Origin of the sequence: Streptomyces sp. CB01201, assembly GCF_002803085.1 — a bacterium.
GTDB lineage: Bacteria > Actinomycetota > Actinomycetes > Streptomycetales > Streptomycetaceae > Streptomyces > Streptomyces hundungensis.
This window is the reverse complement of the sequence record NZ_NNBJ01000026.1, coordinates 1-23,218: the sequence shown is the minus strand read 5'-3', so window position 1 is coordinate 23,218 and position 23,218 is coordinate 1. Positions and strand designations below refer to the sequence as shown.

21 protein-coding genes and 1 pseudogene are annotated in these 23,218 nt (G+C 73.3%); 14 read left to right on the top strand and 8 right to left on the bottom strand.

Going from position 1 to position 23,218, the window contains the following annotated elements; translation table 11 throughout:
* The first annotated feature begins 195 nt into the window (after positions 1 to 195).
* From CG740_RS35710 to CG740_RS35690, 5 genes are all read left to right on the top strand, one after another.
* A complete protein-coding gene (locus CG740_RS35710; RefSeq protein WP_234376687.1) occupies positions 196 to 1,374 on the top strand; it encodes a DUF6777 domain-containing protein in 1,179 nt (392 codons plus the stop codon).
* A 176-nt stretch (positions 1,375 to 1,550) separates the two neighbouring features.
* Positions 1,551 to 2,636 (top strand): hypothetical protein, encoded by a 1,086-nt coding sequence (locus CG740_RS35705; RefSeq protein WP_234376686.1) that lies wholly within the window; start codon positions 1,551 to 1,553, stop codon positions 2,634 to 2,636.
* Positions 2,637 to 2,831: 195 nt separating this feature from the next.
* On the top strand, positions 2,832 to 4,823 hold the full coding sequence (locus CG740_RS35700) for a SpoIIE family protein phosphatase (RefSeq protein ID WP_100579528.1): 1,992 nt from the start codon (positions 2,832 to 2,834) through the stop codon (positions 4,821 to 4,823).
* A 213-nt stretch (positions 4,824 to 5,036) separates the two neighbouring features.
* Complete coding sequence (locus CG740_RS35695; protein WP_100579472.1) at positions 5,037 to 6,371, top strand: wax ester/triacylglycerol synthase family O-acyltransferase; 1,335 nt, start codon at positions 5,037 to 5,039, stop codon at positions 6,369 to 6,371.
* A gap of 28 nt (positions 6,372 to 6,399) precedes the next feature.
* Entirely contained in the window at positions 6,400 to 7,260 is an 861-nt protein-coding gene (locus CG740_RS35690) for an Fpg/Nei family DNA glycosylase (protein WP_100579471.1), read from the top strand.
* Positions 7,261 to 7,311: 51 nt separating this feature from the next.
* Here the strand turns inward: CG740_RS35690 and CG740_RS35685 are convergent, their stop codons facing one another.
* Entirely contained in the window at positions 7,312 to 7,932 is a 621-nt protein-coding gene (locus CG740_RS35685; protein ID WP_100579470.1) for a zf-HC2 domain-containing protein, read from the bottom strand.
* A gap of 72 nt (positions 7,933 to 8,004) precedes the next feature.
* Here CG740_RS35685 and CG740_RS35680 point away from each other — a divergent pair, with 72 nt between their 5' ends.
* Genes CG740_RS35680 through CG740_RS35665 form a run of 4 tightly spaced genes read left to right on the top strand, consistent with a single transcriptional unit; the run spans position 8,005 to position 12,043 of the window.
* Positions 8,005 to 8,751 (top strand): LytR/AlgR family response regulator transcription factor, encoded by a 747-nt coding sequence (locus tag CG740_RS35680; RefSeq protein WP_100579469.1) that lies wholly within the window; start codon positions 8,005 to 8,007, stop codon positions 8,749 to 8,751.
* A 45-nt stretch (positions 8,752 to 8,796) separates the two neighbouring features.
* Positions 8,797 to 9,189 carry a hypothetical protein gene (locus tag CG740_RS35675; protein ID WP_100579468.1) on the top strand — a complete coding sequence of 131 codons (393 nt, stop codon included), beginning with the start codon at positions 8,797 to 8,799 and terminating at the stop codon, positions 9,187 to 9,189.
* Positions 9,186 to 10,865 (top strand): sodium/solute symporter, encoded by a 1,680-nt coding sequence (locus CG740_RS35670; protein WP_100579467.1) that lies wholly within the window; start codon positions 9,186 to 9,188, stop codon positions 10,863 to 10,865. The genes CG740_RS35675 and CG740_RS35670 overlap by 4 nt, the downstream gene beginning before the upstream one ends.
* The gene (locus CG740_RS35665) at positions 10,862 to 12,043 is read left to right on the top strand and encodes a sensor histidine kinase (protein WP_100579466.1); all 1,182 of its coding nucleotides are present in this window, start codon (positions 10,862 to 10,864) and stop codon (positions 12,041 to 12,043) included. The genes CG740_RS35670 and CG740_RS35665 overlap by 4 nt, the downstream gene beginning before the upstream one ends.
* A gap of 52 nt (positions 12,044 to 12,095) precedes the next feature.
* Here CG740_RS35665 and CG740_RS35660 read toward each other — a convergent pair whose 3' ends face one another.
* Complete coding sequence (locus CG740_RS35660) at positions 12,096 to 12,590, bottom strand: hypothetical protein (protein ID WP_100579465.1); 495 nt, start codon at positions 12,588 to 12,590, stop codon at positions 12,096 to 12,098.
* Here CG740_RS35660 and CG740_RS42050 point away from each other — a divergent pair.
* On the top strand, positions 12,533 to 12,919 hold the full coding sequence (locus CG740_RS42050; RefSeq protein WP_384498316.1) for a zf-HC2 domain-containing protein: 387 nt from the start codon (positions 12,533 to 12,535) through the stop codon (positions 12,917 to 12,919). The genes CG740_RS35660 and CG740_RS42050 overlap by 58 nt on opposite strands.
* On the opposite strand, the gene CG740_RS35650 is transcribed toward CG740_RS42050, so the two are convergent.
* On the bottom strand, positions 12,820 to 13,440 hold the full coding sequence (locus CG740_RS35650) for a sigma-70 family RNA polymerase sigma factor (protein WP_234376685.1): 621 nt from the start codon (positions 13,438 to 13,440) through the stop codon (positions 12,820 to 12,822). The two genes, CG740_RS42050 and CG740_RS35650, sit on opposite strands and share 100 nt — an antisense overlap.
* Positions 13,441 to 13,712: 272 nt before the next feature.
* On the opposite strand from CG740_RS35650, the gene CG740_RS35645 reads away from it, so the two are divergent.
* Positions 13,713 to 14,915, top strand: a complete 1,203-nt coding sequence (locus tag CG740_RS35645; protein WP_100579464.1) for a CapA family protein — start codon at positions 13,713 to 13,715, stop codon at positions 14,913 to 14,915.
* 44 nt (positions 14,916 to 14,959) lie between these two features.
* Here the strand turns inward: CG740_RS35645 and CG740_RS35640 are convergent, their stop codons facing one another.
* Complete coding sequence (locus CG740_RS35640; protein WP_100579463.1) at positions 14,960 to 15,439, bottom strand: universal stress protein; 480 nt, start codon at positions 15,437 to 15,439, stop codon at positions 14,960 to 14,962.
* A 71-nt stretch (positions 15,440 to 15,510) separates the two neighbouring features.
* On the opposite strand from CG740_RS35640, the gene lysX reads away from it, so the two are divergent.
* A complete protein-coding gene (lysX, locus tag CG740_RS35635; RefSeq protein WP_199846675.1) occupies positions 15,511 to 18,780 on the top strand; it encodes a bifunctional lysylphosphatidylglycerol synthetase/lysine--tRNA ligase LysX in 3,270 nt (1,089 codons plus the stop codon).
* 152 nt (positions 18,781 to 18,932) lie between these two features.
* The gene (locus CG740_RS35630; protein ID WP_100579462.1) at positions 18,933 to 19,781 is read left to right on the top strand and encodes a polysaccharide deacetylase family protein; all 849 of its coding nucleotides are present in this window, start codon (positions 18,933 to 18,935) and stop codon (positions 19,779 to 19,781) included.
* 46 nt (positions 19,782 to 19,827) lie between these two features.
* On the opposite strand, the gene CG740_RS35625 is transcribed toward CG740_RS35630, so the two are convergent.
* On the bottom strand, positions 19,828 to 20,487 hold the full coding sequence (locus tag CG740_RS35625) for a class F sortase (protein WP_100579461.1): 660 nt from the start codon (positions 20,485 to 20,487) through the stop codon (positions 19,828 to 19,830).
* A 324-nt stretch (positions 20,488 to 20,811) separates the two neighbouring features.
* Between CG740_RS35625 and CG740_RS35620 the strand changes: the two genes are divergently transcribed.
* Positions 20,812 to 21,303, top strand: coding sequence for a hypothetical protein (locus CG740_RS35620; RefSeq protein WP_100579460.1), 492 nt, complete (start codon positions 20,812 to 20,814; stop codon positions 21,301 to 21,303).
* 98 nt (positions 21,304 to 21,401) lie between these two features.
* Here CG740_RS35620 and CG740_RS35615 read toward each other — a convergent pair whose 3' ends face one another.
* The 3 genes and pseudogenes from CG740_RS35615 to CG740_RS35605 all read right to left on the bottom strand — a co-directional run.
* Positions 21,402 to 21,959 carry a hypothetical protein gene (locus tag CG740_RS35615; protein WP_100579459.1) on the bottom strand — a complete coding sequence of 186 codons (558 nt, stop codon included), beginning with the start codon at positions 21,957 to 21,959 and terminating at the stop codon, positions 21,402 to 21,404.
* 203 nt (positions 21,960 to 22,162) lie between these two features.
* Positions 22,163 to 22,924 carry a bestrophin-like domain gene (locus tag CG740_RS35610; RefSeq protein ID WP_100579458.1) on the bottom strand — a complete coding sequence of 254 codons (762 nt, stop codon included), beginning with the start codon at positions 22,922 to 22,924 and terminating at the stop codon, positions 22,163 to 22,165.
* A 24-nt stretch (positions 22,925 to 22,948) separates the two neighbouring features.
* A pseudogene (locus CG740_RS35605) lies at positions 22,949 to 23,218 on the bottom strand (hypothetical protein); the annotation flags it as partial.

Sequence of the window (23,218 nt, the reverse complement as noted above, 5' to 3'; positions counted from 1 at the left end):
GTGACCCAGCGGCCATGACCCGGTCAGCGCCGTGCCGGCCACCGCGCGTGTGGGCGGCGGCCCGCCCGGGTGGGGGAGGGGGAGCGGTACGGGCGAGCGGCCGTGTCCCCCGTTCCGCCCCCGTCCGTTTGCGCGGGGCGTGCGCCTGCTGCACACAATGAGGGGCAACTCGGGGCGTACAGCTGGGAGATCCACGTGCCCTCGACCCTGCGCAGAATCGCCGCGGCCGCCGCCGCACTGTCCGTCGGTGCCTTCGCCGCCGGATGCGGCGGCGGCGCCAGTGGCGCCGACAGCCGGCAGGACCTCAACCTCCAGCCGATCGCCGCCGCCGGACCCGACCCGTTCACCCAGTCCACGGCCGACTCGACGGCGACCCCCACCCCGGCGGCGCCCGCCGCTCCCCGAAGTCCGGCGCCGGGGGGCCGGTCGACCCGTATCGTCTCGGGCGCCGCGCCCGGCCTGTACGGCGGCACCCAGTCCGTGGCCAGCTGCGACGTGGAGAAGCAGATCCGCTTCCTCGGCGGCGACCGGGCGAAGAACCGGGCCTTCGCGGACGCCGCCGGGATCGACCCCGGTTCGGTCGCGAGCTTCCTGCGCGGACTGACGCCCGTCGTGCTGCGCAATGACACCCGGGTCACCAACCACGGCTTCCGCGACGGCTCGGCCACCAGTTTCCAGTCCGTGCTCCAGGCCGGCACCGCCGTGCTGGTCGACGACCACGGCGCGCCCCGCGTGCGGTGCGCGTGCGGCAACCCGCTGAAGCCGCCCAACGCCCACCAGGGCGAGTGGAACGACAAGGGCAAGCCGTGGCCCGGCTACCACGCGGACCGGGTCGTCGTGGTGCGGCCCACCACCGTGGTCATCAACAACCTCATCATCGTCAACATCACCAACAACACCTGGATCGAGCGGAAGACCGGCGACGACGGCCGGCGCGACCGCGAGCGCCCGGACATCCAGATCGACCCGGACAAGCCGCCGGTCACCCTGCCGCCGTCGCCGCCGGCGAGCCCCAGCACCTCGCCGCCGATCAGCTCCCCGCCGCCGAGCCCGGACTGCCCGACGCCCACGCCGACCGTGACGGTCACCGAGACGCCCTCGCCCGCCGCGCCCGGCTCCGCCCCGCCGTCCGACCAGCCGGGCGCCGCGACCCCGAGCGGCTGCCCGACCGCCACCACGACGGTCACCGCGACGCCCTCGCCCAGCCCCTCCACGCCGTCCCCGAGCCCCTCGACCCCGTCGCCCGTGGAGCCCTCGATCCCGGATTCGAGCCCCTCCGGTGACATGCCGTCGCTGCCCACGGACATGCCGACGGACCTGCCGAGCGGGGACTCCGGCATCGTCCCGCCGTCCCCGGAATCGGAGAACGTCTAGCAACGTCTCCGCCCCGCTCGCGGCCACCGGCAACTCCTGCCGGTGGCCGCGAGCACGACACGGGCCGTGACGCGCGGGCTGCGGCGCGGGGTGTGACGGAAAGAGGGACCAAGAGGTGCATATAGGCTGCGTCCTTTGTGCCGTTGTCCCTCCTCCAGCAGCCAGGAGCGTCCTCAGTGACCGTCGCCATCGACCTGCCCGAGCCGTCCGCGCCCCCCGCCGCAGAAGTCCACGACAGCGTGGCCGGCGCCCTCGTCCACGACGAGGCGGCGGCGGACCCGGTCCACGACAGCGTGGCGCGGGACGCCCGTGAGTTCGGGGCCTACGCCCGCACCGGCGGCTGGTCCTTCGCCCTCAAGGTGGCGCGCAGCGTACGGCCCGGCGGGCAGGCGGCCGGTGAGACGCCGAAGGTCTCCGCGAAGGAGTTCAGCGAGCTGGCCGGCTGCTCGGCGGAGCGCGTCATGCGCTACTACAAGGCCTGGGACAGGGCCTCCGACGACGGCCTTGTCCCGCTCTTCGAGGCGCTCGTCCCCGGCGAGGACATCGAACTTCCCGACGCGGACGTGTGGCTGACCTACTACACCTCCCGCTCCAGCGCGACCTCCGAGCGCGGCACCGCCATCACCGCGGCCGCCGAGGCCGAGGGCATCCGGCCGACCAAGGCCCTGGAGGTCGCCGAGAACCCGACCGCGCTGCGCGCCGCGATCCTGGCCGACCCCGGGACCGCGCAGGCCGCCCGCTCCGCCCTCCTGGACCGCATCAAGGAGGACCCGGCGCTCCAGACCGAGCTGGCCCGCGACATCGCGCGCACGGACGAGCTGAAGAAGGCGGTGGCCTCCGAGACCAGGGCCGCCGACCGCATCGGCTACGTCCGCCAGATCGTCGAGAACGGCCAGATCAGGACGCCGGCCGGGCAGACCGTCGAGGCGCCCGCCGAACTGCGCGCCGAGGCCGAGCGCCATCTGTCCCTGCTCGACGAGCTCGACGACTCGGAAGAGGCCGGCGAGTGGGCGACCGAGGCGTACGACACCGTCAAGGGCCTCGTCGTACAGGCCGTGGAGGCCGACCCCGAGCTGCGCGTCCAGGAGCGCCGCACGAAGTTCTACAGCAGCCTGCAGAAGGCGACGAAGGTGTTCGAGGAGCTGACGCTCGACGACGCCGATGACATCTACGAGGACGACATGGTCCAGCGCCTCGAAGCCCTTCAGAGCGCCATCGCCGGCTGCATCACCGCCCTGCGCAAGGCCTCACCGGCCAACTGAGGCACGGCCCCGGCCGCCCCCGCCCGCTCCCGCGCCCACCGGCGGCTCCCTGATGCGCGCGGTCCCGGCTGCGCCTAGCGTGGCCCCATGGACGCGGGTGCAGGGGGCGGAGGGGCGGCCGGGCTGTGCCACTGCGGCGAGGCGGCCGGCGGCGAGGAGTGCCGCTTCCTCCACTCGTACGGCCGGGACCTGCGCATGGGGAGTTTCGACTGGGACCTCGGCGCCGGCCTCATGTACATGGACGAGCCCGCCCTTGACGTGTTCGACCTCAGGCCCGACGAGTACGACAACCGGCCCGAGTCGCTGGCCGCCCGGGTGCCGCCCGCCGAGGCCCTCAGGCTGGACGCGCTGGTGTCCCAGGCGCTGAAGAACGGCAGCGTCAACTACGGCGTGTACTTCCGCATCCGGTCCCGGGACGGCGGCCTGCGCTGGACCCACACCCAGGGCTTCGTGCGGCGCGACGAGAGCGGGCGCCCGCTGCGCATCATCGGCATCGTCCGCGACGCCACGCAGGAACTCGCCGAGTCGACCGCCCGGGTCGGCCTCGACGACGAACGGCGGCGCACGACCAGTGTCGTGGAGGCGGCGACCGCCGCCCTCGCGCACGCCAGGACCGTCAAGGACGTCATCGACGTCATGAAGGACTCGCAGGGCCCCGAGTACCTGGGCGCCACCAGTCTGGTCATGGGCCTCCTGGAGGCGGGCCGCATCCACCTCATCGCCGAGGGACCCGAGGGCAGCTTCGTGCCGGGCACCCGGTGGACCCGGGTCGACGAGCAGTACCCGATGAGCGAGGTCGTCCGCACGCTCGCCCCGCGCTTCATCGAGTCGCCCCAGGACTTCGCCGAGTCCTATCCGGGCCTGTGGCCGAACATCAGCGGGCTCGGCATCACCTCCGCCGCCTATCTGCCGCTGATCGCCCAGGGCCGCCCCATCGGCGCGATCGGCCTGCTCTACAGCGACAAGCGCGGTTTCACCAGCGACGAGCGCAACCTCCTGGTGGCGCTGGGCAGTTCGATCGCCCAGTCGCTCCAGCGGGCCATGCTCTACGAGCAGGAGCACGACCTCGCCGAGGGGCTCCAGCAGGCCATGCTGCCGCGCCGCATCCCCGAGGTGCCCGGCGCCCAGCTCGCCGTGCGCTACCGCTCGGCCCGGTTCGGCCGGGACATCGGCGGCGACTGGTACGACGTGATCCCGCTGCCCGGCGGCCGGGTCGGCGTCGCCATCGGCGACGTACAGGGCCATGACACGCACGCCGCCGCCGTGATGGGCCAGCTGCGCATCGTGCTGCGCGCCTACGCCGCCGAGGGGCACGCACCGGCCACGGTCACGGCCCGGGCCTCGGTCTTCCTGCACGAGCTCGACACCGACCGCTTCGCGACCTGCACCTACGCCGAGGCCGACCTGAGCACGGGGGTGGTGCAGATCGTGCGGGCCGGCCACGTCGATCCGCTGCTCCGCCGCGCGGACGGCAGCTGCCGCAGGCTGCCGGTCGAAGGCGGCCTCCCGCTCGGGCTCTCGGCCGAGTTCGGGCGGCTCGAATACCCGGTGTCGACGATCGAACTCGACCCGGGCCAGACCCTGTTGCTCTACACCGACGGCCTCGTCGAGCAGCCCGGCGCGGACCTCGACGACGGTATGCGGCTCCTCGCGTCCCTGGTGCGCTCGGGCCCCGAGGAGCTCGAAGCGCTCGCCGACCGGCTGTGCGACGTGGTCGACGAGCGGGGCGGCGAGGACGACGTGGCGCTGCTGCTCCTGCGCCGCAGCGCCATGGAGGTGCCGCAGGGCGGCGGCCGGCTCCGCCAGCACGTGGCACAGAACGACCCGGAGGCGCTCGCCTCGTCCCGGCACATGATCCGGGCGGCGGTCCGGGCCTGGGGCGCCCGCGAGCGGTCCGACGAGATCGAGCTCGCCGCCGACGAGCTGATCACCAACGCCCTGATGCACACCGACGGCGGCGCGATCGTCACCATCCGCGCGCTGTCCGGCCCCGAGCGCCGGCTGCGCGTCGAGGTGGAGGACCGCTCCAGCGCGCTGCCGCGGCGCCGCGAGGCCGGCTCCTCCGGGGTGTCGGGGCGCGGTCTGATGCTGGTGGACCGGCTCGCCGATGTGTGGGGCGTGGAGTCGCGCGGCAGCGGCAAGTGCGTGTGGTGCGAGTTCACCGTCCCGGAGCGGGGCGAGGACTGAGCCCGGGCGGTCGGGGCCCCGGGCGGTCTGGCCCCGGACGTCCGCGGCCCCGGGGGCGGGCCGGGGGAGCGGAGCGGAAGTGATCAATACTTGGCGGTAACTATCCGTAGCGAGTCATTACTTGACCGTAACCGTTCGTAAGGGTTTGACTGCTCACTCCCTGCGGGTGGCACCGTGGCCGCCCGATCGGCCTCCGACTGACACGAGGACCCCTTGAGCAGTGAGCTGCTGGCACCTCTTGATCTGGCGTTCTGGCACCTCGAATCGGCGGAGCACCCCATGCACCTGGGGGCGCTCGCACACTTCGACCCGAGCCCCGGTACGGCCGCCGGGCAGGTCCTCGACCTCCTCGCGGGGCGCGCCGCGGCCATCGCGCGGCTGCGGATGCGCGTACGCGACGTCTGGCTGCCCGTCGGCGGCGCGGCCTGGGTGGCCGACCAGGACTTCGACGTCCGCCGCCATGTCCGGCGGGTGCGGCTGCCCGCGGCGGACTTCGACGCCGAAGCCGCCCGGATCGCGGGCGAGTTGATGGAACGCCCGCTCTCGCGCGGTCTGCCGCCCTGGCGGATGTACGTCCTGACCGGCGAGGACGACGGGCCCTTCGCCGTCCTGGTGAAGCTGCACCACGCGCTCGCCGACGGCATGCGCGCGGTCGCCATCGGCGCCGGCGTCCTCGACCAGCTCGCCACCCCGGGCGTCCGGCGCCGGCGCCCGGTGCCGCCCCGCTCCTGGCTGCCGGGCCCGCGCGAGGTGGCCGGCCTCGCCCGCGACCGGGTCGGCGAACTCACCCGGGCCGTGGGCATCGGCGCCTCCGTGATGCGGGCCGGCCGCCTCGACCTCGGCGCGGGCTCCGCGCTCGCCGCCGACTCCAGCGGGACCCGGCGCCTGGCCACCGCCGTGCTCGACCACGAGGACGTCCAGCGGGTGCGCAGGGCCGAGGGCGGCACCGCCAATGACGTGCTGCTCGCCGTCGTCGCGGGCGGGCTGCGCCGCTGGCTCCTGGAGCGCGGCTCGGGCGTCCCCGGCGCCGAGCCGCGCGCCCTGGTCCCCGTCTCGCGGCGGCGCCCCGGTGCCCCGCCCGGCTCCGGCAACAAGCTCTCCGCGTACCTGCTCGGCCTGCCCGTCGCCGAGCCCGATCCACTGGCCCGGCTCGCCGCGGTACGTACCGCCATGGACCGCAACAAGGCGGCGGGGCCCGGCCGCGGGGCCGGGGCGGTCGCCCTGCTCGCCGATCAACTGCCGCCACTGGCCCACCGGTTCGGGGCGCCGCTGGCCGGAAGCGCGGCCCGGATGCTCTTCGACGTGCTCGTCACCAGCGTGCCGCTGCCGCGCGCGGAGCTCTCCCTCGGGGGCTGCCCGCTGCGCGCGGTCTACCCGATGGCGCCGCTCGCCCGCGGCCAGTCCCTGGCGGTCGCCCTGTCCGCGTACGGCGGCCGCGTCCACATCGGCCTGGTCGCCGACGGCAAGGCCGTCCCCGATCTCGACCGGCTCGCCGCGTGCCTGCGGCGCGAGCTCGGGGACCTCCTCGCGGCGTCCGCGGCTCGCTGAGCGCGCGCCGCCGGGGCACCCTGGACATATGCCGGAACTGCCCGAAGTCGAGGCCCTGCGGGAATTCCTCTCCGACCACCTGGTCGGACAGGAGATCGCGGCCGCCGTGCCGGTCGCGATCAGCGTCCTGAAGACCTACGACCCGCCGTACACCGCCCTTGCCGGGCGCACCGTCACCGGTGTCGCCCGGCACGGCAAGTTCCTCGACCTCGACGCCGACGGTCTGCACCTGTGCACCCATCTGGCCAGGGCGGGCTGGCTGCGCTGGTACGACACCCTGCCCACCGCCCCGCCGAAGCCCGGCAAGGGGCCGCTCGCGCTGCGGGTCTCGCTGGCGGGCGGCGCGGGCTTCGACCTCACCGAGGCCGGCACCCGCAAGAGCCTCGCCGTCCACCTCGTCCACGACCCGTCCGAGGTCCCCGGCATCGCCCGGCTCGGCCCCGACCCGCTGGCCCCCGGCTTCGGCCGGGACGACTTCGCGGCCCTGCTCAAGGGCGAGCGGCGGCAGCTCAAGGGCGCGCTGCGCGACCAGTCCCTCATCGCGGGCATCGGCAACGCCTACAGCGACGAGATCCTGCACGTCGCGCGCATGTCACCGTTCAAGGCCGTCGCCCACCTGACCGACGAGGAGACGACCACGCTCTACGAGGCCATGCGCACCACCCTGGCGGAGGCGGTCGAGCGCTCGCACGGGCTTGCCGCCGGCCGCCTCAAGGCGGAGAAGAAGAGCGGCCTTCGGGTGCACGGCCGCACCGGTCAGCCGTGCCCGGTGTGTGGCGACACCGTCCGCGAGGTGTCCTTCGCCGACTCTTCCCTCCAGTACTGCGCCACCTGCCAGACCGGCGGCAGGATCCTCGCCGACCGGCGCCTGTCGAAGCTGCTCAAGTAGCGCACCCCGGGCGGGCGGCCCGGGCCCGGCACGGCCGCCTCGGCGACCGTCTCACCGCGGGATCATGGTCGCGAGCGGCGTCCCGTCCGCGACCCGCACCTCGAACCGTGCGATCGCGTCCTGCGCGAACGCCGCCGCCCCGCGCATCCGAACGGGCGGGCCGCCCCGCTCCGCCCAGCTCGCCACCGTCTCGCGCGAGCCGTCCCGGCCCACCGCGACCAGCGTGCACGACGCCGGCTCCGCTCCGGCGAGCGTCAACTCCACATCGGTGCCCCACTCCTGACGATCCGTCACCAGTGAGGCCGCCACCCCGGGCGCGTGCGAGGCCACCGTCCAGCCCGACGGCGCGGGTTCGACGGCGATGCCGACGCCGCCCGCCACCAGCACGCCCGCCGCGGCCACCACGGCGAGCCGCACCACTCGTCCACGCCGGCGCCGCCCGGCCACCGCCCCCAGCATCCCGTGCAGCACCTCGGGCGACACCGCGGGGGCCGGCACCGGCCCGCCCGCGAGGTACGCGGCGAGCAGCGCCGTCACGCCGTCGAACTCGGCGAGCAGCGCACCGCAGCCGGCGCACCCGGCGAGGTGCTCCTCGAAGCGGAAGGCGTCGGCGGCACCGAGCACACCGAGGGCGTAGGCCCCGACGGCCTGGTGGATCTGCGGCGGACTCATGCCATCAGGTACGCGGGAACCGCCCCGAACACTCAAGACACCCCGGCACGCGCCCGCCTAAACTCCGGCCCCATGCTGCGCGTACTGGCGGTCGACGACGAAGCCCCCGCCCTCGAAGAACTCCTCTACCTGCTCCGCTCCGACCCCCGGATCCGCACCGCCGAGGGCGCGACCGGCGCCACCGAGGCGCTCCGGCTGATCGGCGCGGCCCTGGAAGCGGGCGACGACGGCGACCGGGGCGTCGACGTCGTCTTCCTCGACATCCACATGGCCGGGCTCACCGGACTCGACATCGCCCGGCTGCTCGCCGGCTTCGCCCGACCGCCCCTGATCGTCTTCGTCACCGCCCACGAGGGCTTCGCCGTGCAGGCCTTCGATCTGAAGGCCGTCGACTACGTCCTCAAACCGGTGCGCGGCGAGCGCCTGGCCGAGGCGGTCCGCCGGGTCGCCGAACTCGTCGGCGACCGCTCCGCCACCGTCCAGGAACCCGACCAGATCCCGGTCGAACTCGGCGGCGTCACCCGCTTCCTGGCCATCGACGACATCACGTACGCCGAGGCCCAGGGCGACTACGCCCGGCTGCACACCGCACGCGGCAGCCACCTCGTGCGGATCCCGCTGTCCACCCTGGAGGAGCGCTGGCGCGGCCGGGGCTTCGTGCGGATCCACCGCAGCCACCTGGTAGCGCTCGACCGGATCGACGAACTCCGCCTGGACGCGGGCAGCATGAGCGTGCGGGTCGGCAGCGCCGAACTCCCCGTCAGCCGGCGCCACGCCCGCACCGTGCGCGACCGCCTGCTGCGGCGCACCACCCGCTGACCTGCCCCTTCCCCGATCGGTGAGCGGCTGCGTACACTCCGCGCCATGTCCGCAGAGCAGGCGGCGCGACGCGAGCGGGTCACCGGGGAGCCGAGGAGGGTCCGCCCACTGCCACGCCACCGCGCCCAGTCCGAGATCGACGAGCAGACCGCGCTCGGCGGCGCCTATGTGCGCTCCCTGATGCGCGGTCAATTCCGAGCCGCCGTGACCGGGTTCGTGGTACTCGCCCTCACGGTGGGGACGCTGCCGCTCGCCTTTCGCGCCCTGGACGACGACGCCGTCACCTGGTGCGTGCTCGGCTTCGCCGTCTACGGGCCGCTCGCCCTCATCGCCTGGTGGTACGTGCGCACCGCCGAGCGCAACGAGCGTGACTTCGCCCGCCTGGTCGCCGACCGGCCGACGGACGGCCGCCCGACGCAGGGCCGCCGCGCCGAGTGAGCCAGACGTACGCCGTGGTGGCGGTGACCGCCGTCGTGCTCGCCACCGTCCTGGTCGGCGGGTTCGGCCTGCGCATCTCGCGCACCACATCGGACTTCTACGTCGCCTCGCGCACCGTGGGGCCGGGGCTCAACGCGGCCGCCATCAGCGGGGAGTACCTCTCCGCGGCCTCCTTCCTCGGCATCGCCGGACTCGTCCTGGTGCAGGGCCCGGACATGCTCTGGTACCCGGTCGGCTACACCGCCGGCTATCTGGTGCTGCTCCTGTTCGTGGCGGCGCCGCTGCGCCGCTCCGGCGCGTACACGCTGCCCGACTTCGCGGAGGCCCGGCTCGAATCGCCGGGCGTGCGCCGTCTGGTGAGCGTGTTCGTGGTCGGCGCCGGCTGGCTGTACCTGGTGCCCCAACTCCAGGGCGCGGGGCTCACGTTGAAGATCCTGACCGGTGCGCCGGACTGGCTCGGGCCGGTGCTCGTCGCCGCCGTCGTGGTCGTCGCGGTCGCGGCCGGCGGCATGCGCTCGATCACCTTCGTCCAGGCATTCCAGTACTGGCTGAAGCTGACCGCGCTGCTCGTGCCCGTCCTCTTCCTGGTCCTGGCCTGGCGGGGCGACGGCGCCCCGCGTCCCGTCTACGACGAACCGGCCGCCCTGCGCCACCAGCAGACCGTCCGTGTCGCCGACACCCTGACCCTGAGACTGACGGATCCGCTGTCCGTCCGCGCCACCGGCACCGTCGACGGCCGCCCCCGGCACGGCGAGGCGCTGACCCTGGTGCCGGGCGAACACCGCGTCGAGGCCGGCACCCGGCTCGCCCTCGACGCCGCGACCCGCGTCCCCGGCACCGCCGCCCGCACCGAACACCCGCTGTACGCCACGTACGGGCTGATCGTGGCGACCTTCCTCGGCACCATGGGCCTGCCCCACGTCGTGGTCCGCTTCTACACCAGCCCGGGCGGCCGCGAGGCCCGCCGGGCCACCGTCGTCGTCCTCGCCCTGATCGGCGCCTTCTACCTGCTGCCACCCGTCTACGGGGCGCTCGGCCGCCTGTACGCCCCCGAACTCGCCCTCACCGGGGACGCGGACGCGGCCGTGCTCCTGCTGCCCGAGCGCCTCGTCGGCGGTGCCGGGGGCGATCTGCTGGGCGCGCTGGTCGCGGGCGGCGCCTTCGCCGCGTTCCTGTCGACGGCCTCCGGACTCACCATGGCGGTCGCCGGAGTCCTCACCCAGGACGTGCTGCCCTCGCGCGGCATACGCCACTTCCGCCTCGCCACGCCGATCGCCATCTCGGTGCCGCTGCTCGGTGCGCTGCTCGTCAGCCAGGTGCCGGTGGCCGACGCGGTCGGGATGGCGTTCGCGGTGTCCGCCTCCTCGTTCTGCCCGCTGCTCGTGCTCGGCATCTGGTGGCGCGGGCTGACCCCGCCGGGGGCGGCGGCCGGGCTCCTCCTCGGGGGCGGTTCGGCGCTGCTCGCGGTCGCCGCCACGGTCCTCGGCCTGGCCCCGCCGGGGCTCGCGCACGCGCTGCTCGCCTGGCCCGCCGTCTGGTCGGTGCCGGTCGGCTTCCTCGCCATGATCGGGGTTTCGCTCGCCACCCCGGGGCGCGTCCCGGCCGGCACCAACGCCGCCATGACCCGTTTCCATCTGCCCGAAGCCCTGGCCCGCGCGGGAGGCGCGCCGCGATGACCCTGGCCGCCCTGCTCTTCCTCGGACCGCTCCTGGCCGCCGCCGGGTATCTGCTCGGCCGGCGCACCGCACGGCGGGCCCGTACCAGCGACGTCGGCACGCCCGTCGAGCACGCCACCTTCGAGACCCTGCACACCGCCTCGCTCGCGGCGCCCCCACTGCGCGCCGGGCTCACCGCCGAGGCCGCCCGCAAGTCGGCCCGGCGCCTGCGCTCCCTGCTCGGCACCGACGCGCTCTGCCTCACCGACCGCGACACCGTCCTGACCTGGGACGGGGCGGGGGAGCAGCATCACGGCGCCCAAGTCATGGACCAGGTGCGGGTGTTGCTGGACACCGGACGCGACAAGGCGTTCGCGCTGTCCTGCGACGATCTGGACTGCCCGCTGCGCTGGGCGGTGGCCGTGCCGCTCACCGTGGACCACCGGGTGCTCGGCACCCTGATCGCCTATGCGCCCCGCGAGTCGGCGGTCCTCGCGCGCGCGGCGGGCGAGGTCGGACGCTGGGTCTCCGTACAGCTCGAACTCGCCGAACTCGACCGTTCCCGGACCCGGTTGATCGAGGCCGAGATCAAGGCCCTGCGCGCCCAGATCTCCCCGCACTTCATCTTCAACTCCCTCGCGGCGATCGCCTCGTTCGTCCGCACCGACCCGGAACGCGCCCGCGAACTCCTGCTGGAATTCGCCGACTTCACCCGCTACTCCTTCCGGCGGCACGGCGACTTCACCACGCTCGCCGAGGAACTCCACTGCATCGACCAGTATCTGGCGCTGGTCCGGGCCCGCTTCGGCGACCGGCTCTCCGTCACCCTCCAGGTCGCGCCGGAGGTCCTCCCGGTCGCGCTGCCGTTCCTGTGCCTCCAGCCGCTCGTCGAGAACGCCGTCAAGCACGGTATCGAGGGCGCCGTCGGGGCGGGGCGCATCACGATCAGTGCCCTGGACGCGGGCAACGAGGCCGAGGTCGTGATCGAGGACGACGGCGCGGGCATGGACCCGGAGCGGCTGCGCCGCGTCCTGCGCGGCGAGGGCGGAGCCTCGGGCGGCATCGGACTGCTCAACGTGGACGAACGACTGCGGCAGGTCTACGGCGACGCCTACGGCCTCGTCATCGAGACGGGCGTGGGTGCGGGTATGAAGATCACGGCGCGCATACCCAAATACCGTGCGGGCGTGCACAGTTGATGCTGTGTCAGCTGTGTCAGCTGTGTCAGCTGTGTCAGAAGAGTCGGAAGAGTCAGAAGAGGTGGATCGCCAAGTGCCCCAGAGGGAGGCCGAGTTCCCACGCCGGCGTCCACACCCGGGGCTCGTCCTCGCTGTCGGCGCCGGGATCGACCCCGCCCGGCACCACCGCGTCCAGATCGGCCGCGAGCAGCTCGGTCTCCTCCAGCCACCGCCAGGCCGCCCGCGCCAGCTCCACGTCCGGCCCCCGCTCCTGATCGCGCAGCAGCCGGTGCAGCCGGGCGCAGACCCAGCGCCGCCAGGGCCGCCCGGCCGCGGTGAGCGAGCTCCACTCGTCGAGCCGGGCCACCACCCGGGCCCCGCCGACCGCGCCGTCGGACAGGAAGATCGTCAGGGCGAGGGCGTTGCGCCCGGCCCTGAACTCCAGCGTCGTCGGCGGCATCAGATCGCCGGTACGCAGCAATTCGTCGGCGATGTACTCCGCGTACATCCATGCCATCGGCACCAGCAGTTCGCCACCACTGGTCCCGCTACTTCCCTCCGGACGCATCCTGTCTCGCCTCTTTCATCGACCGTCCCGGCGCTCCCGGGGAGCTCCAGGGAGCATTGAACCGGGGGCGCGTGCCCGCCGTGGCCAGAAGGGCAGGATCCGTCACAAGACACGAGGTGCTCATGCATGTGCGGCAGCTCCTCGGCGCGTACGTGCTGGGCGCGCTGGAGCCGGAGGAGGACCGCGACGTCGCCGCGCATCTGCGCCGGTGCGCGCCGTGCCGGGCCGCCTACCTGGAGGCCGCCGAGGCGTCCTCGCTGCTCGCCCTGCTCACCGAGGCGGACCTGGAACCCACCGAGGAGAGCCCTTCGGGACCCGAAGGAGAATAGCCGGGCAGCACCCGGGCCAGCGCGCGCAGTGCGTAGTGCGAACGGGACTTGACGGTCCCTGGCGGCACACCGAGCACCTGTGCCGCTTCGTTCACACTGAGGCCGCGGAAGTACAACTGGACCAGGACCGCGCGGTGTTCGGGTGTGAGCGACCTCACGGCCGAGCGGACGTCGAGGGCGGCGGTGCAGCGCTCGGTGTGGTCGGCGCACTCCGCGGTCGCGAGCAGCACCTCGTCCGCGACTTCGGCGGGACGGGCAAGCCGGCTGCGCCGCGCGTCGATGGCGAGCCGCCGGGCGACGGTGAACAGCCAGGGGCGCATGGAGGAGTAGGGAGCCTCGAACGCCTCCGGGTGCTGCCAGGCCCGCACCAGCGTCTCCTGGAGCAGATCCTCGGCGCGCTGGCGGTCGCCGAAGGTGAGCCCGAGCAGGAAGTGCAGCAGCGCCGGCCCGTGCACACGCTGCAACTCGGCCAGATCCCGCTCGTGGGTGTAGCGCCGTATGTCCCCGACCGCCGTCGTCACCGTGCCCGCCCTCTCCCCGATACCCCTGACCAGCGGTATCCGAGCGCATCGGGGAGTACGGGGACAGCCGTCGTACCGCGCCCTGCGACGAGCGGTCGAACCGGGCCGACGAGTGGTACGGCGAACGGTCGGACGGGGCGGCGGTCCCTGCCCCGGGTGCGTCCGATTCAGCGATCTTGAATCGTATGAACGGCTTTTCGGCTTGACCGGCCGGTTCTCGCGGGGTGGATTTCGGACACACGAACGCCTTCGAGCAACGGAGTCCGACTGCGATGCACCAGCCGACCCAGCGCGCCCGACTCGGGGCGGCGGCCGCCCTGGCCCTCCTGCTCGCGGCCACCGCGGGATGCGGCGAGGGGCAGCGATCCCCCGTCCAGCAGCCGCAGCCACAGGGCGCCCACCGGACCCTGGCCGCGGGGCCGGCGCCCGCTCCGCACCCCTTCACGCTGGTCGCCACCGGCGACGTACTCCCGCACGACTCGACCATCCAGCGCGCCAAGTCCGATGCGGAGGACGGGAGTTACGACTTCCGGCCGATGCTCTCCGGGGTCAAGCCGATCATCTCCCGGGCCGATCTGGCGATCTGTCACATGGAGACGGTGTACGGCGAGGACGAGGGGCCCTTCACCGGCTACCCCGCCTTCACATCCCCGCCGCAGGTGGCCGCGGCCCTGAAGGACGCCGGGTACGACTCCTGCTCGACCGCCTCCAACCACAGCCTGGACGACGGGGCCGACGGCGTCGCCCGCACCCTGAAGGCCTTCGACAAGGCCGGCCTGAAACACGCCGGGTCGGGCCGCACGGCCGAGGAGTCGGCGCGGCCCGCGCTGCTCGCGGCGGGCGGCGCCAAGGTCGCCCAGCTCGCCTACACCTATGACACCAACGGCTATCCGATGCCGGACGGACAGCCGTGGGCGGTCCACCTCATCGACCAGAAGAAGATCGTCGCCGATGCGCGGGCGGCCCGGGCCGCGGGCGCCGACGTCGTGGTGGTCAGCCTCCACTGGGGTACCGAGTGGCAGACCGACCCCGACGAGCAGCAGCTCGGCCTCGGCAAGGCGCTCACCGCGTCGAAGACGAACGGCCGCCCCGACATCGACCTCATTCTCGGCACCCATGCGCACATCCCGCAGGCGTACGAGAAGGTCAACGGGACCTGGATCGTCTACGGCGAGGGCGACCAGATCGCGGGCGAGATGTTCAACGACACCGGTGCGCGCGACGACCGCGGCAACATGAGCTCCATCGCCCGCTTCACCTTCGCACCGCCCGCCAGGCCCGGCGCGCGCTGGGAGGTCAGCAAGGCGGAGTTCATTCCCCAGTGGATCGATGTGGACCGCGGCCGCGTGATGAGCCTGCCGCAGGCGCTGGCGAAGTCACCGGACCGCGAGGACTACACCGCCGCCCGGGACCACATCCGCGAGGCGGTCCTGGGCCGGGGCGCGGCCAAGGACGGCCTGACGATGTCCCAGTAAGGTCCGCGCAGGTCCGAGTGGCGGTGGCGATGGCGGTGGCGCGGCTACGGCACCACGGTGACCGGCCAGCGGCCCGCCTTCACCAGGCGGACGGCGACCGAGCCGATGATGCGGTGCCCGGCCGACTCCGACGCACCCACCACGACCGCGTCCGCCGTGAGCTCGTCGGCCGCGGTCACCAGGCCGGAGTACGGGTCGCCCCGGAAGGTGTGGAACTCCCACCGCACGTCCCAGATGCCGCGCACCCGCTCGGCCGCCGCCCTGATCTCGGCGACCAGGCCCTCGGCGATCTCGCCCGTGGTGTCGGCGACCGGGGCGCCAAGGGCGGCGCCCGCCGGAAGGACCGGCTGCACATACACGAGGGCGAGCAGCGCGTTCTGGCGCCGGGCCAGGCCACTGGCGTACGCCGCGGCCCGCAGGGAGGAGTCCGAGCCGTCGACACCGGCGACGATCACCTTCGGACCGTCGGTGCCGCGCTCGAAGCGCTGGGACTCGGGGAGGGGGTGGGGCTGCTGCTCTGTCACGCCCCGAGGCTAACGGGCCGGGCGGAGCCTTCGACAGGCGGCCCGGCCCCGGCCTCCCTAGAGTGCTGAGCATGACTGTCAGCCAGGCGGCGCCGACACCGTCCCGGACCGGCTTTCTGGGGCGGGTGCCCGAGGCGTTCGCGATGTTCTTCGCCGCGCTCGGCCTGTTCTGTGCGGTCATCGCGCTGATCCCGCCGCTGCGCCGGCTGCTCCACCCGATCTCCTGGTTCCTGGACCGGGTCGCCGTGCCGGTCAGCGCCAACCTCGCGTACGCCGTCTTCCTGCTGTTGCTCGCGGCCGCGATCGGCGCCCGCAAGAAGGTCGCCTGGTGGCTGGTCGTCATCTACCTGGGGCTGCTGTTCCTGCTCGACGTGCTGCTCCTCGCCGTCATGGAATGGGCCTGGATCGCCAACGGGCTGCTCTGCGGAGCCGCCCTCGTGGTGCTGATCCTGGCCCGCAAGCAGTTCTACGCGCAGACCCGCCGGGGTGCCTTCCGCCGGGCCGTGGGGGTGCTGTGCCTGGGGCTGGCGGCCGGCGTCCTCGTCGGCTGGGGCCTGATCGAGCTGTTCCCCAACACCCTGCCGCGCGGCCAGCGCCTCCTGTGGGCCGCCAACCGCGTCCTCGGCGGCCTCGTCTCCGGCGGCCGCTTCGACGGGAGCCCTCCGAAGCCCCTCTACTTCTTCCTCGGCCTGTTCGGCGCCATCGCCCTGCTGACCGCCGCCTCCACGCTCTTCCGCTCGCAGCGGATGGAGGCCGCCCTGCACGGCGACGAGGAGCCCCGCATCCGGGCGCTGCTCGGCGCCTACGGCCGCCAGGACTCCCTCGGCTACTTCGCCACCCGGCGCGACAAGGCCGTGGTCTTCTCGCCCAACGGCAAGGCCGCCGTCACCTACCGGGTCGAGGCCGGGGTGGCCCTGGCCAGCGGCGACCCCGTGGGTGACGAGGGCGCGTGGGGCCCGGCCATCGACGCCTGGCTCGATGTCGCCCGCAAGTACGCCTGGGCGCCCGCCGTGATGGGCGCGTCCGAGGAGGGCGCGACCGCCTACGCCCGGCACGGGCTCGGCGCGATCCAGCTCGGCGACGAGGCGATCCTGAACGTCGCCAGGTTCGACCTGGACGGCCGCGACATGCGCGTCACCCGCCAGGCGGTCCGGCGCGTCGAGCGGACCGGGGCCACCACCCGCATCCGCCGCCACTCGGCGCTCAGCGACGAGGAGATGGGGCAGATCGTCGACCGGGCCGACGCCTGGCGCGACACCGAGACCGAGCGCGGCTTCTCGATGGCGCTCGACCGGCTCGGCGACCCCGCCGACGGCGACTGCCTGCTCGTCGAGGCCTTCGACGCCGAAGGGAAGCTGATCGCGCTGCTCTCCTTCGTGCCCTGGGGCCCCGACGGCATCTCGCTCGACCTGATGCGCCGCGACCGCAGTGCGCCCAACGGCGTCATGGAGTTCATGGTCGCCGAACTCTGCGCCGCGGTACCGAAGTTGGGGGTGCGCAGGATCTCGCTCAACTTCGCGGTGTTCCGCTCGGCCTTCGAGGAGGGCGCCCGCATCGGTGCCGGACCCGTGCTGCGGCTGTGGCGCAAACTGCTCCTCTTCTTCTCCAAGTGGTGGCAGCTGGAGGCCCTGTACCGGTCCAACGTGAAGTACCAGCCGCAGTGGTTCCCCCGGTTCCTCTGCTACGGCGACGCGGGCTCCCTCGCCCGGGTCGGCCTCGCCTCCGGCATCGCCGAGGGCTTCGTCTCGGTGCCGAGCCTGCGCAAGCTCTGGGGCAAGGGCCACCACAAGGGCGTCACCACACCGGTCACCACCGCGGGCCTGCCCTCCATCGAGGCGCTCGGTCTCACCGGGCCCGGCGCCACAGAAGTGACGGAGCGTCAACTCCCGGACCAGGTAAGGGTGCGCCACCGCAAGCTGGACCGGCTGCGCGCGGACGGCACCGAGCCCTACCCCGTCGTCATCCCGGCGCGCAGCCACACCCTGGCCCGGCTCCGGGCCGAGGGCGAGGGCATCGGCGCGACCGTGGCCGGGCGTGTGATGGCCGTTCGCGACTTCGGCGGTGTGGTCTTCGCCGTCCTGCGCGACTGGTCCGGCGACCTCCAACTGGCCCTCACCCGGGAGGGTGCGGGCGAGGAGGTCCTCGGCCGGTTCACCCGCGATGTCGACCTCGGCGACCACATCACGGCCACCGGCACGACCGGACCCAGCGAGAAGGGCGAGTTCACGCTGTTCGCGACCGGCTGGCAGATGACCGCCAAGTGCCTGCGCCCGCTGCCCGACAAGCGGCGCGGCCTCGCCGACCCCGAGGCCCGGGTGCGCCGCCGCTATCTCGACCTGGTGGCGAGCCCCGAGGCCCGCGAGGTGGTCCGGGCCCGCTCCACGGCCGTCCAGGCGCTGCGCCAGGGCCTGTTGGAGCGGGGCTATCTGGAGGTCGAGACGCCGATGCTCCAGCAGATCCACGGCGGCGCCAACGCCCGCCCCTTCACCACCCACATCAACGCCTACGACCTCGACCTGTATCTGCGCATCGCGCCCGAGCTCTACCTCAAACGGCTCTGCGTCGGCGGTGTCGAGAAGGTCTTCGAGATGGGCCGCACCTTCCGCAACGAGGGCGTCTCCTACAAGCACAACCCCGAGTTCACGATGCTGGAGGCCTACCAGGCGTACGCCGACTACGACGTGATGCTCGACCTCACCCGCGAGCTGATCCAGGGCGCGGCCACCGCCGCCTTCGGCTCTCCGATCGCCCGCAAGGCGGACCGTGACGGCAAGGTCGTCGAGTACGACATCTCCGGGCCCTGGCCGGTCAAGACGCTGTACGGGGCGGTGTCCGAGGCGCTCGGCGAGGAGGTCGACGCCGACACCGACGAGCAGCGGCTGCGCCGGCTCTGCGACCGGGTGCACGTTCCGCACACCCCGGACAACACGCGCGGCGACATCGTGCTCGAAATGTACGAGCGGCTCGTCGAGGAGAAGACGGAGCTACCCACCTTCTACAAGGACTTCCCCACCGATGTCTCCCCGCTGACCCGCCAGCACCGCACCGACCCACGGCTCGCGGAGCGCTGGGACCTGGTCGCCTTCGGCACCGAACTGGGCACCGCCTACTCGGAGTTGACCGATCCGATCGAGCAGCGCCGCCGGCTCACCGCGCAGTCGCTGCTCGCGGCGGGCGGCGACGTCGAGGCGATGGAGATCGACGAGGACTTCCTGGACGCCCTCGAATACGCGATGCCGCCCACCGGCGGCCTCGGCATCGGCGTGGACCGGCTCGTCATGTTCCTCACCGGCCTCACCATCCGCGAGACCCTGCCCTTCCCCCTGGTCCGCCGCGGCTGAGCCGTCCGCGCCCGCCGCGCCTGGACGCCCGGCGGGAGGCGGCGTCCGGTGACTCCATTCGTGCTGGTGTCCTCGTGCTGTTGACGTTTCGTCGGCCCGGTTGCGCCCGATACACCCTAATCTTCCGCCATGACGAACAAAAGCCGTATGTCATGAAAAGGGATCAGATGCTCCCCAGTCGGCGGACACTGCTGCGCATCACCGGCTGCCTCGCGGCCGCAGCGGCCGTACGCGTGCTCACCGCGGAGGACACCGTCGCCCCGGCCACCGCGCCCCGCGCGGCACCGCCGGCCGCGGGTCCCCAGGCCGCCGTGCCCCCCGTGCGCGCCAGCGCGTACCGCCTCGAACCCATGACCGCCTACACCCCGCCGCGCTACCACACCGCGCTGCCACCGGTGCGCACCAGGCCGTTCCTGAGCATGCCGCAGCTGGGGGAGCGCTCCATGGTGCTCACCTTCGACGACGGGCCCGACCCGCGCTACACCCCCGGCATCCTCAAGACCCTGCGCGAGCACGACGTGCGCGCGGTGTTCTTCCTGTGCGGCGAGATGGCCACCGACAACCGGGACCTGCTGCGCGAGATGCGCGACGACGGGCACGTGGTCGGCAACCACACCTGGACCCATCCGCAGCTCAACAAGACGCCCTCCGCCCAGATCCGCTCCGAGATCGGCCGCACCAGCGAGGTCATCGAGCAGACCCTGGGGGAGCCGCCCCAGTGGTTCCGGGCGCCGTACGGGGCGTGGAACCGCAATGTGTTCGAGATCCAGGCCGAGATGGGCATGGAGCCGCTCGCCTGGACCGTCGACACCCTCGACTGGACCACGCCCGGCACCCCCACCATCATCAGCCGGGTTCTCGAAGGGGCCGCGCCCGGCGTCGTGGTGCTCTCGCACGACGCGGGCGGCGACCGCTCGCAGAGCGTCGCGGCCCTGCGCAGCTACCTGCCCGAACTCCTCAAGCAGGGCTACGAGTTGAAGGTCCCGCCGCGTCGCAGATGAACCCTCGGCAGGCGTCCCTGCGACGCCCGCGCCCGCCGCTGTGGGGCTACTTGACGGACACGAGGCGGGCGAAGGCCACCACGTTTCCGTCGTATCCGCGGCCCCTGGAGAAGCCGCCGCCGCAGGTGATCACCCGGAGCTCCGGGTGCCCGGTGTCGCCGTACACCCGGGTGCCCGGGAAGGTGGCCTTGTCGAAGACCTCGACGCCGTACACCTCGAACACCGCCGTGCGGCCGTCGAAGCGGTCCACCTCGATGTGGTTGCCCTTCTGGAGGGAACCGAGCCCGTAGAAGACCGCGGGCCCCTTCATGTTGTCGACGTGGCCGACCATGACCGACGTTCCGCGCATCCCCGGGGCCACCCCGTTCTGATACCAGCCCGCGAGGTTCGGGTCCTCGGGCGGCGGGGCCTGCACCCAGCCCTGGGGGTCGGTGCCGACGTCCATGACGGGGGCGTTCACGTTGATCGCCTCGATCCGCACCCGGGAGGCGGGGGCGAAGGGCAGCGGCTGGACCGCCCCGGCCGACGCGGGCGGTGTCGCGACCCCCGCGCTGCTGGTCAGCGCCGCTGCGGCGGCCGGTTGCGGTGGGCCCATCGTCACGTCCGCCCCGTTGCGCAACAGCGCCAGGCCGGTGAGCATCACCAGGGCCAGGGCTCCCCACGGGGAGTATCTGCGACGCTCCGTGCCGTACTCGTCCTGCGCCATGTCTCTCCGTCTCCTTCGCCGTCCACCCTCAGCGCCTTCGAGCAACGTAAGGGCGCAGTGATCGAGCGGCGATCGGGGAGCGGCGAACGGGTGCTGTCCAGCGGGCCTGAGCCATCCGGGTGGGGCGGCGGCGAAAATGATCTGACGGCCTGTGACCTGCGGGTCCGTCAGATTCCGGGGCGGGCCGGGACCCCGCGGTTCACCAGGGTGGATGAGCGTCGAAATGCGGCTTGTATGAGCGGCGGTGAGGGTTCGTCATGGGAGGCGTACTCGTCGATCATCCCGGAGCACGGCTCCGGGGCGTCCTCCCATGGAGGTTCAACGATGCGTGCTTCACGCGCTCTAACGGTGGCCCTCGCGGTCGGCGCCGCGGTCGCGTTCGCCGCCCCGGTGGCCGTCGCCGGAGGCCCGCCGAACGGCGGCGGCCCCAACAGCGTCGAAGTCGACCCCTACGCGGTCCACCAGGGCGCCACCTTGAGGATCACCGCCAGGGGCTGCCAGAACGGCGGCAGAGTCAGTTCGAACGCCTTCGACGAGGTCCACCTGTCGTCGGGCGACGTCAACTACGCCACCGCGCGGATCCACGACCACACGACGCCGGGGACGTACAGCCTGGCGGTCAAGTGCAACGACAACGACCGGGTGGCGACCCGCAGCTTCCGTGTCCTGGAGGGCCGCGGAGCCGACGGCGGCCTCGGCGGCGCGGCCGGCCCCACCGACACCGAGATGGCGGTCGGCGGCACCCTCGTCGGCACGGCCGCGCTCGGCGGCGCGCTGTTCGTCGCCCGCCGCCGGCGCCAAGGCGTACGGGTCTGACCGGGACGAACCTCCCCGGAAGGATCCAGGCGGCCCCGCCCCCGAGTCCTGGCCAGGACTCGGGGGCGACGGGTGTGCGTGCGGTGCGGCGGCGGCCGCTAGTGGCGGCGGCCGGTGGCGCGCCGGCGGTACAGGGCGTAGCCCGTGCCCCCGGTCGCGAGCGCGATCAGGGTGGCGCCGGCCGCGAGTTCGACAGGGCTGAGGGAGCCGTCCACGCTGCCGCCGAGGCCGCCGCGGACGCCCCGCGGGGTGGTGACGGTGGGCCGGACGGTGGGGCGCACGGTCGAGCTGGTGGTCGGCGAACCGCCGCTGATCGTCAGCTGGCTGGTGCCGCGGGCTCCGTCGCAGGAGAACGTCACCGTGTACGCGGCGCCGCGCTTGGCGTCCCAGTCGACCGTCGCGTTCCGCGAACTGTCCTTGGGCACGGTGACCGTGTCGAAGACTCCGGAGGACACGGTGGCCTCCGTGGAGCAGCCGGTGACGTTCAGCGTGACCTGGCCGCCGGGCGCGATCAGCGAGGGGGTCACGCTGAAGCCGAACGGAGTGATGTTGCTTCCGCCGGCGGTGCCCTCGGCCGCGGTGGCGGTCGGCGCGGCGAGGGAGAGGGCGGCGGCAGCGCCGAGCAGGGTGGCGGAAGCGATGCGTATCGCGCCCATGGTCAGTCCTCCGGTCCCCGAGGAGCAGCTGCGGATCCGATTCCACATGGGGGGTGATGCACCTCGATGCCCGAAACGCTAGGAGGCGGCCCGGTGTGTCGCGATCGCTGTCCGGCGAATGGGGCATCGCCGTCCCCCGCCCGGCCGAGCGAAGGCCCCGCCGGTCCGGCGGAGCCTCGGTGCGCGGTACGGCGGGCCGGGTGTCAGCCGATGCCGGGGAACAGATCCATGAACGGTCCCGCGGTCGCCGAGATGCCCCGGCCGAAGGGGGCGTCGAAGTCCCAGATCAGGAAGAGCAGGAAGGCGATCAGGGCGCTGAAGAGACCCGCGAGCAGCAGCTCCCGCCAGCTGCGCCGGATCTGCATCGTGAAGATCAGCCCGACCGTGACCAGGGCACCGATGATCAGGCCGAACCACACGACTCCGGGCATGGTCGCGCCCGCCCCCTGCCCGCGGGCGGTCCGGGCCGCGTCCACCGCGCCCACCTGGTCGATCACCGGCTGGTAGGCCTGGGCCTCGAAGTCGTTCGCCGGGTGGTAGTCCGTCACATCGCGGCGGATCCGCTCCAGCTTCTCGCTGCCCTCGTCGGTGAGATCACCGTGCTTGGCCATGTGGCTCCACTCGGTGTGCACCACATAGCTGACGTACGCGTCGACGTCGGCCCGGGTCCGGTCGCGCACCTCCGCCGGATACACCTGGACGCGCTGGCTGATCTCGTGCAGGGCCTGGGCTTCTTGCTGTACGTCCGCCTGGGCGGCTCCGCGGCCCTCCCAGACGCCGGCGATGGCGAGACCGAGGACGATGGCGTACACCACGCCGATCATCATCGTCATGTACTCGATGACGTCGGGGGTTTCGGACGTGTCGACGTCCGGGGTGATCCGGCGGCTGCTGAACAGGGTGATGGTGAGCACGACCGCGCATGCGGCGGCCATGGCGATGACCAGGACGAGCCAGTCGGACAACGGGACCTCTCAGGGAAGGTGGGCTCAGCGCGAGCGGGAGCCGGAGCGGGAACGCAGCAGGGCCGCGCCGATGACGGCGGGGGCGGTGAGGAGCAGCGTGAAGGTGACGGGCGAGAGCCGGGGCGCGGGCTTCTTGCGCGGCGGCATCTGGTAGTGGCGCAGGGTGATCCGGTGCACGGCCGCAGGCGGCCCGGGGCGCGGCGGCGGTGCGCTCGGCGCGGGCGGCACCACGGGCGGCGCGGGCGGGTTCGCCACCGGGGCCACCGCCGCGGGCGGCGCCGGGTGTGGCGTCGG

Excerpts from the sequence above, each read along its gene's own strand:
- CG740_RS35700 (WP_100579528.1), top strand. The coding sequence starts at position 2,832 with ATGGGGAGTTTCGACTGGGACCTCGGCGCCGGCCTCATGTACATGGAC.
- CG740_RS35690 (WP_100579471.1), top strand. The coding sequence starts at position 6,400 with ATGCCGGAACTGCCCGAAGTCGAGGCCCTGCGGGAATTCCTCTCCGAC.
- CG740_RS35685 (WP_100579470.1), bottom strand. The coding sequence starts at position 7,932 with ATGAGTCCGCCGCAGATCCACCAGGCCGTCGGGGCCTACGCCCTCGGT.
- CG740_RS35680 (WP_100579469.1), top strand. The coding sequence starts at position 8,005 with ATGCTGCGCGTACTGGCGGTCGACGACGAAGCCCCCGCCCTCGAAGAA.
- CG740_RS35675 (WP_100579468.1), top strand. The coding sequence starts at position 8,797 with ATGTCCGCAGAGCAGGCGGCGCGACGCGAGCGGGTCACCGGGGAGCCG.
- CG740_RS35665 (WP_100579466.1), top strand. The coding sequence starts at position 10,862 with ATGACCCTGGCCGCCCTGCTCTTCCTCGGACCGCTCCTGGCCGCCGCC.
- CG740_RS42050 (WP_384498316.1), top strand. The coding sequence starts at position 12,533 with ATGCCATCGGCACCAGCAGTTCGCCACCACTGGTCCCGCTACTTCCCT.
- CG740_RS35660 (WP_100579465.1), bottom strand. The coding sequence starts at position 12,590 with ATGCGTCCGGAGGGAAGTAGCGGGACCAGTGGTGGCGAACTGCTGGTG.
- CG740_RS35645 (WP_100579464.1), top strand. The coding sequence starts at position 13,713 with ATGCACCAGCCGACCCAGCGCGCCCGACTCGGGGCGGCGGCCGCCCTG.
- lysX (WP_199846675.1), top strand. The coding sequence starts at position 15,511 with ATGACTGTCAGCCAGGCGGCGCCGACACCGTCCCGGACCGGCTTTCTG.
- CG740_RS35630 (WP_100579462.1), top strand. The coding sequence starts at position 18,933 with ATGAAAAGGGATCAGATGCTCCCCAGTCGGCGGACACTGCTGCGCATC.
- CG740_RS35625 (WP_100579461.1), bottom strand. The coding sequence starts at position 20,487 with ATGGCGCAGGACGAGTACGGCACGGAGCGTCGCAGATACTCCCCGTGG.
- CG740_RS35620 (WP_100579460.1), top strand. The coding sequence starts at position 20,812 with ATGCGTGCTTCACGCGCTCTAACGGTGGCCCTCGCGGTCGGCGCCGCG.
- CG740_RS35615 (WP_100579459.1), bottom strand. The coding sequence starts at position 21,959 with ATGGGCGCGATACGCATCGCTTCCGCCACCCTGCTCGGCGCTGCCGCC.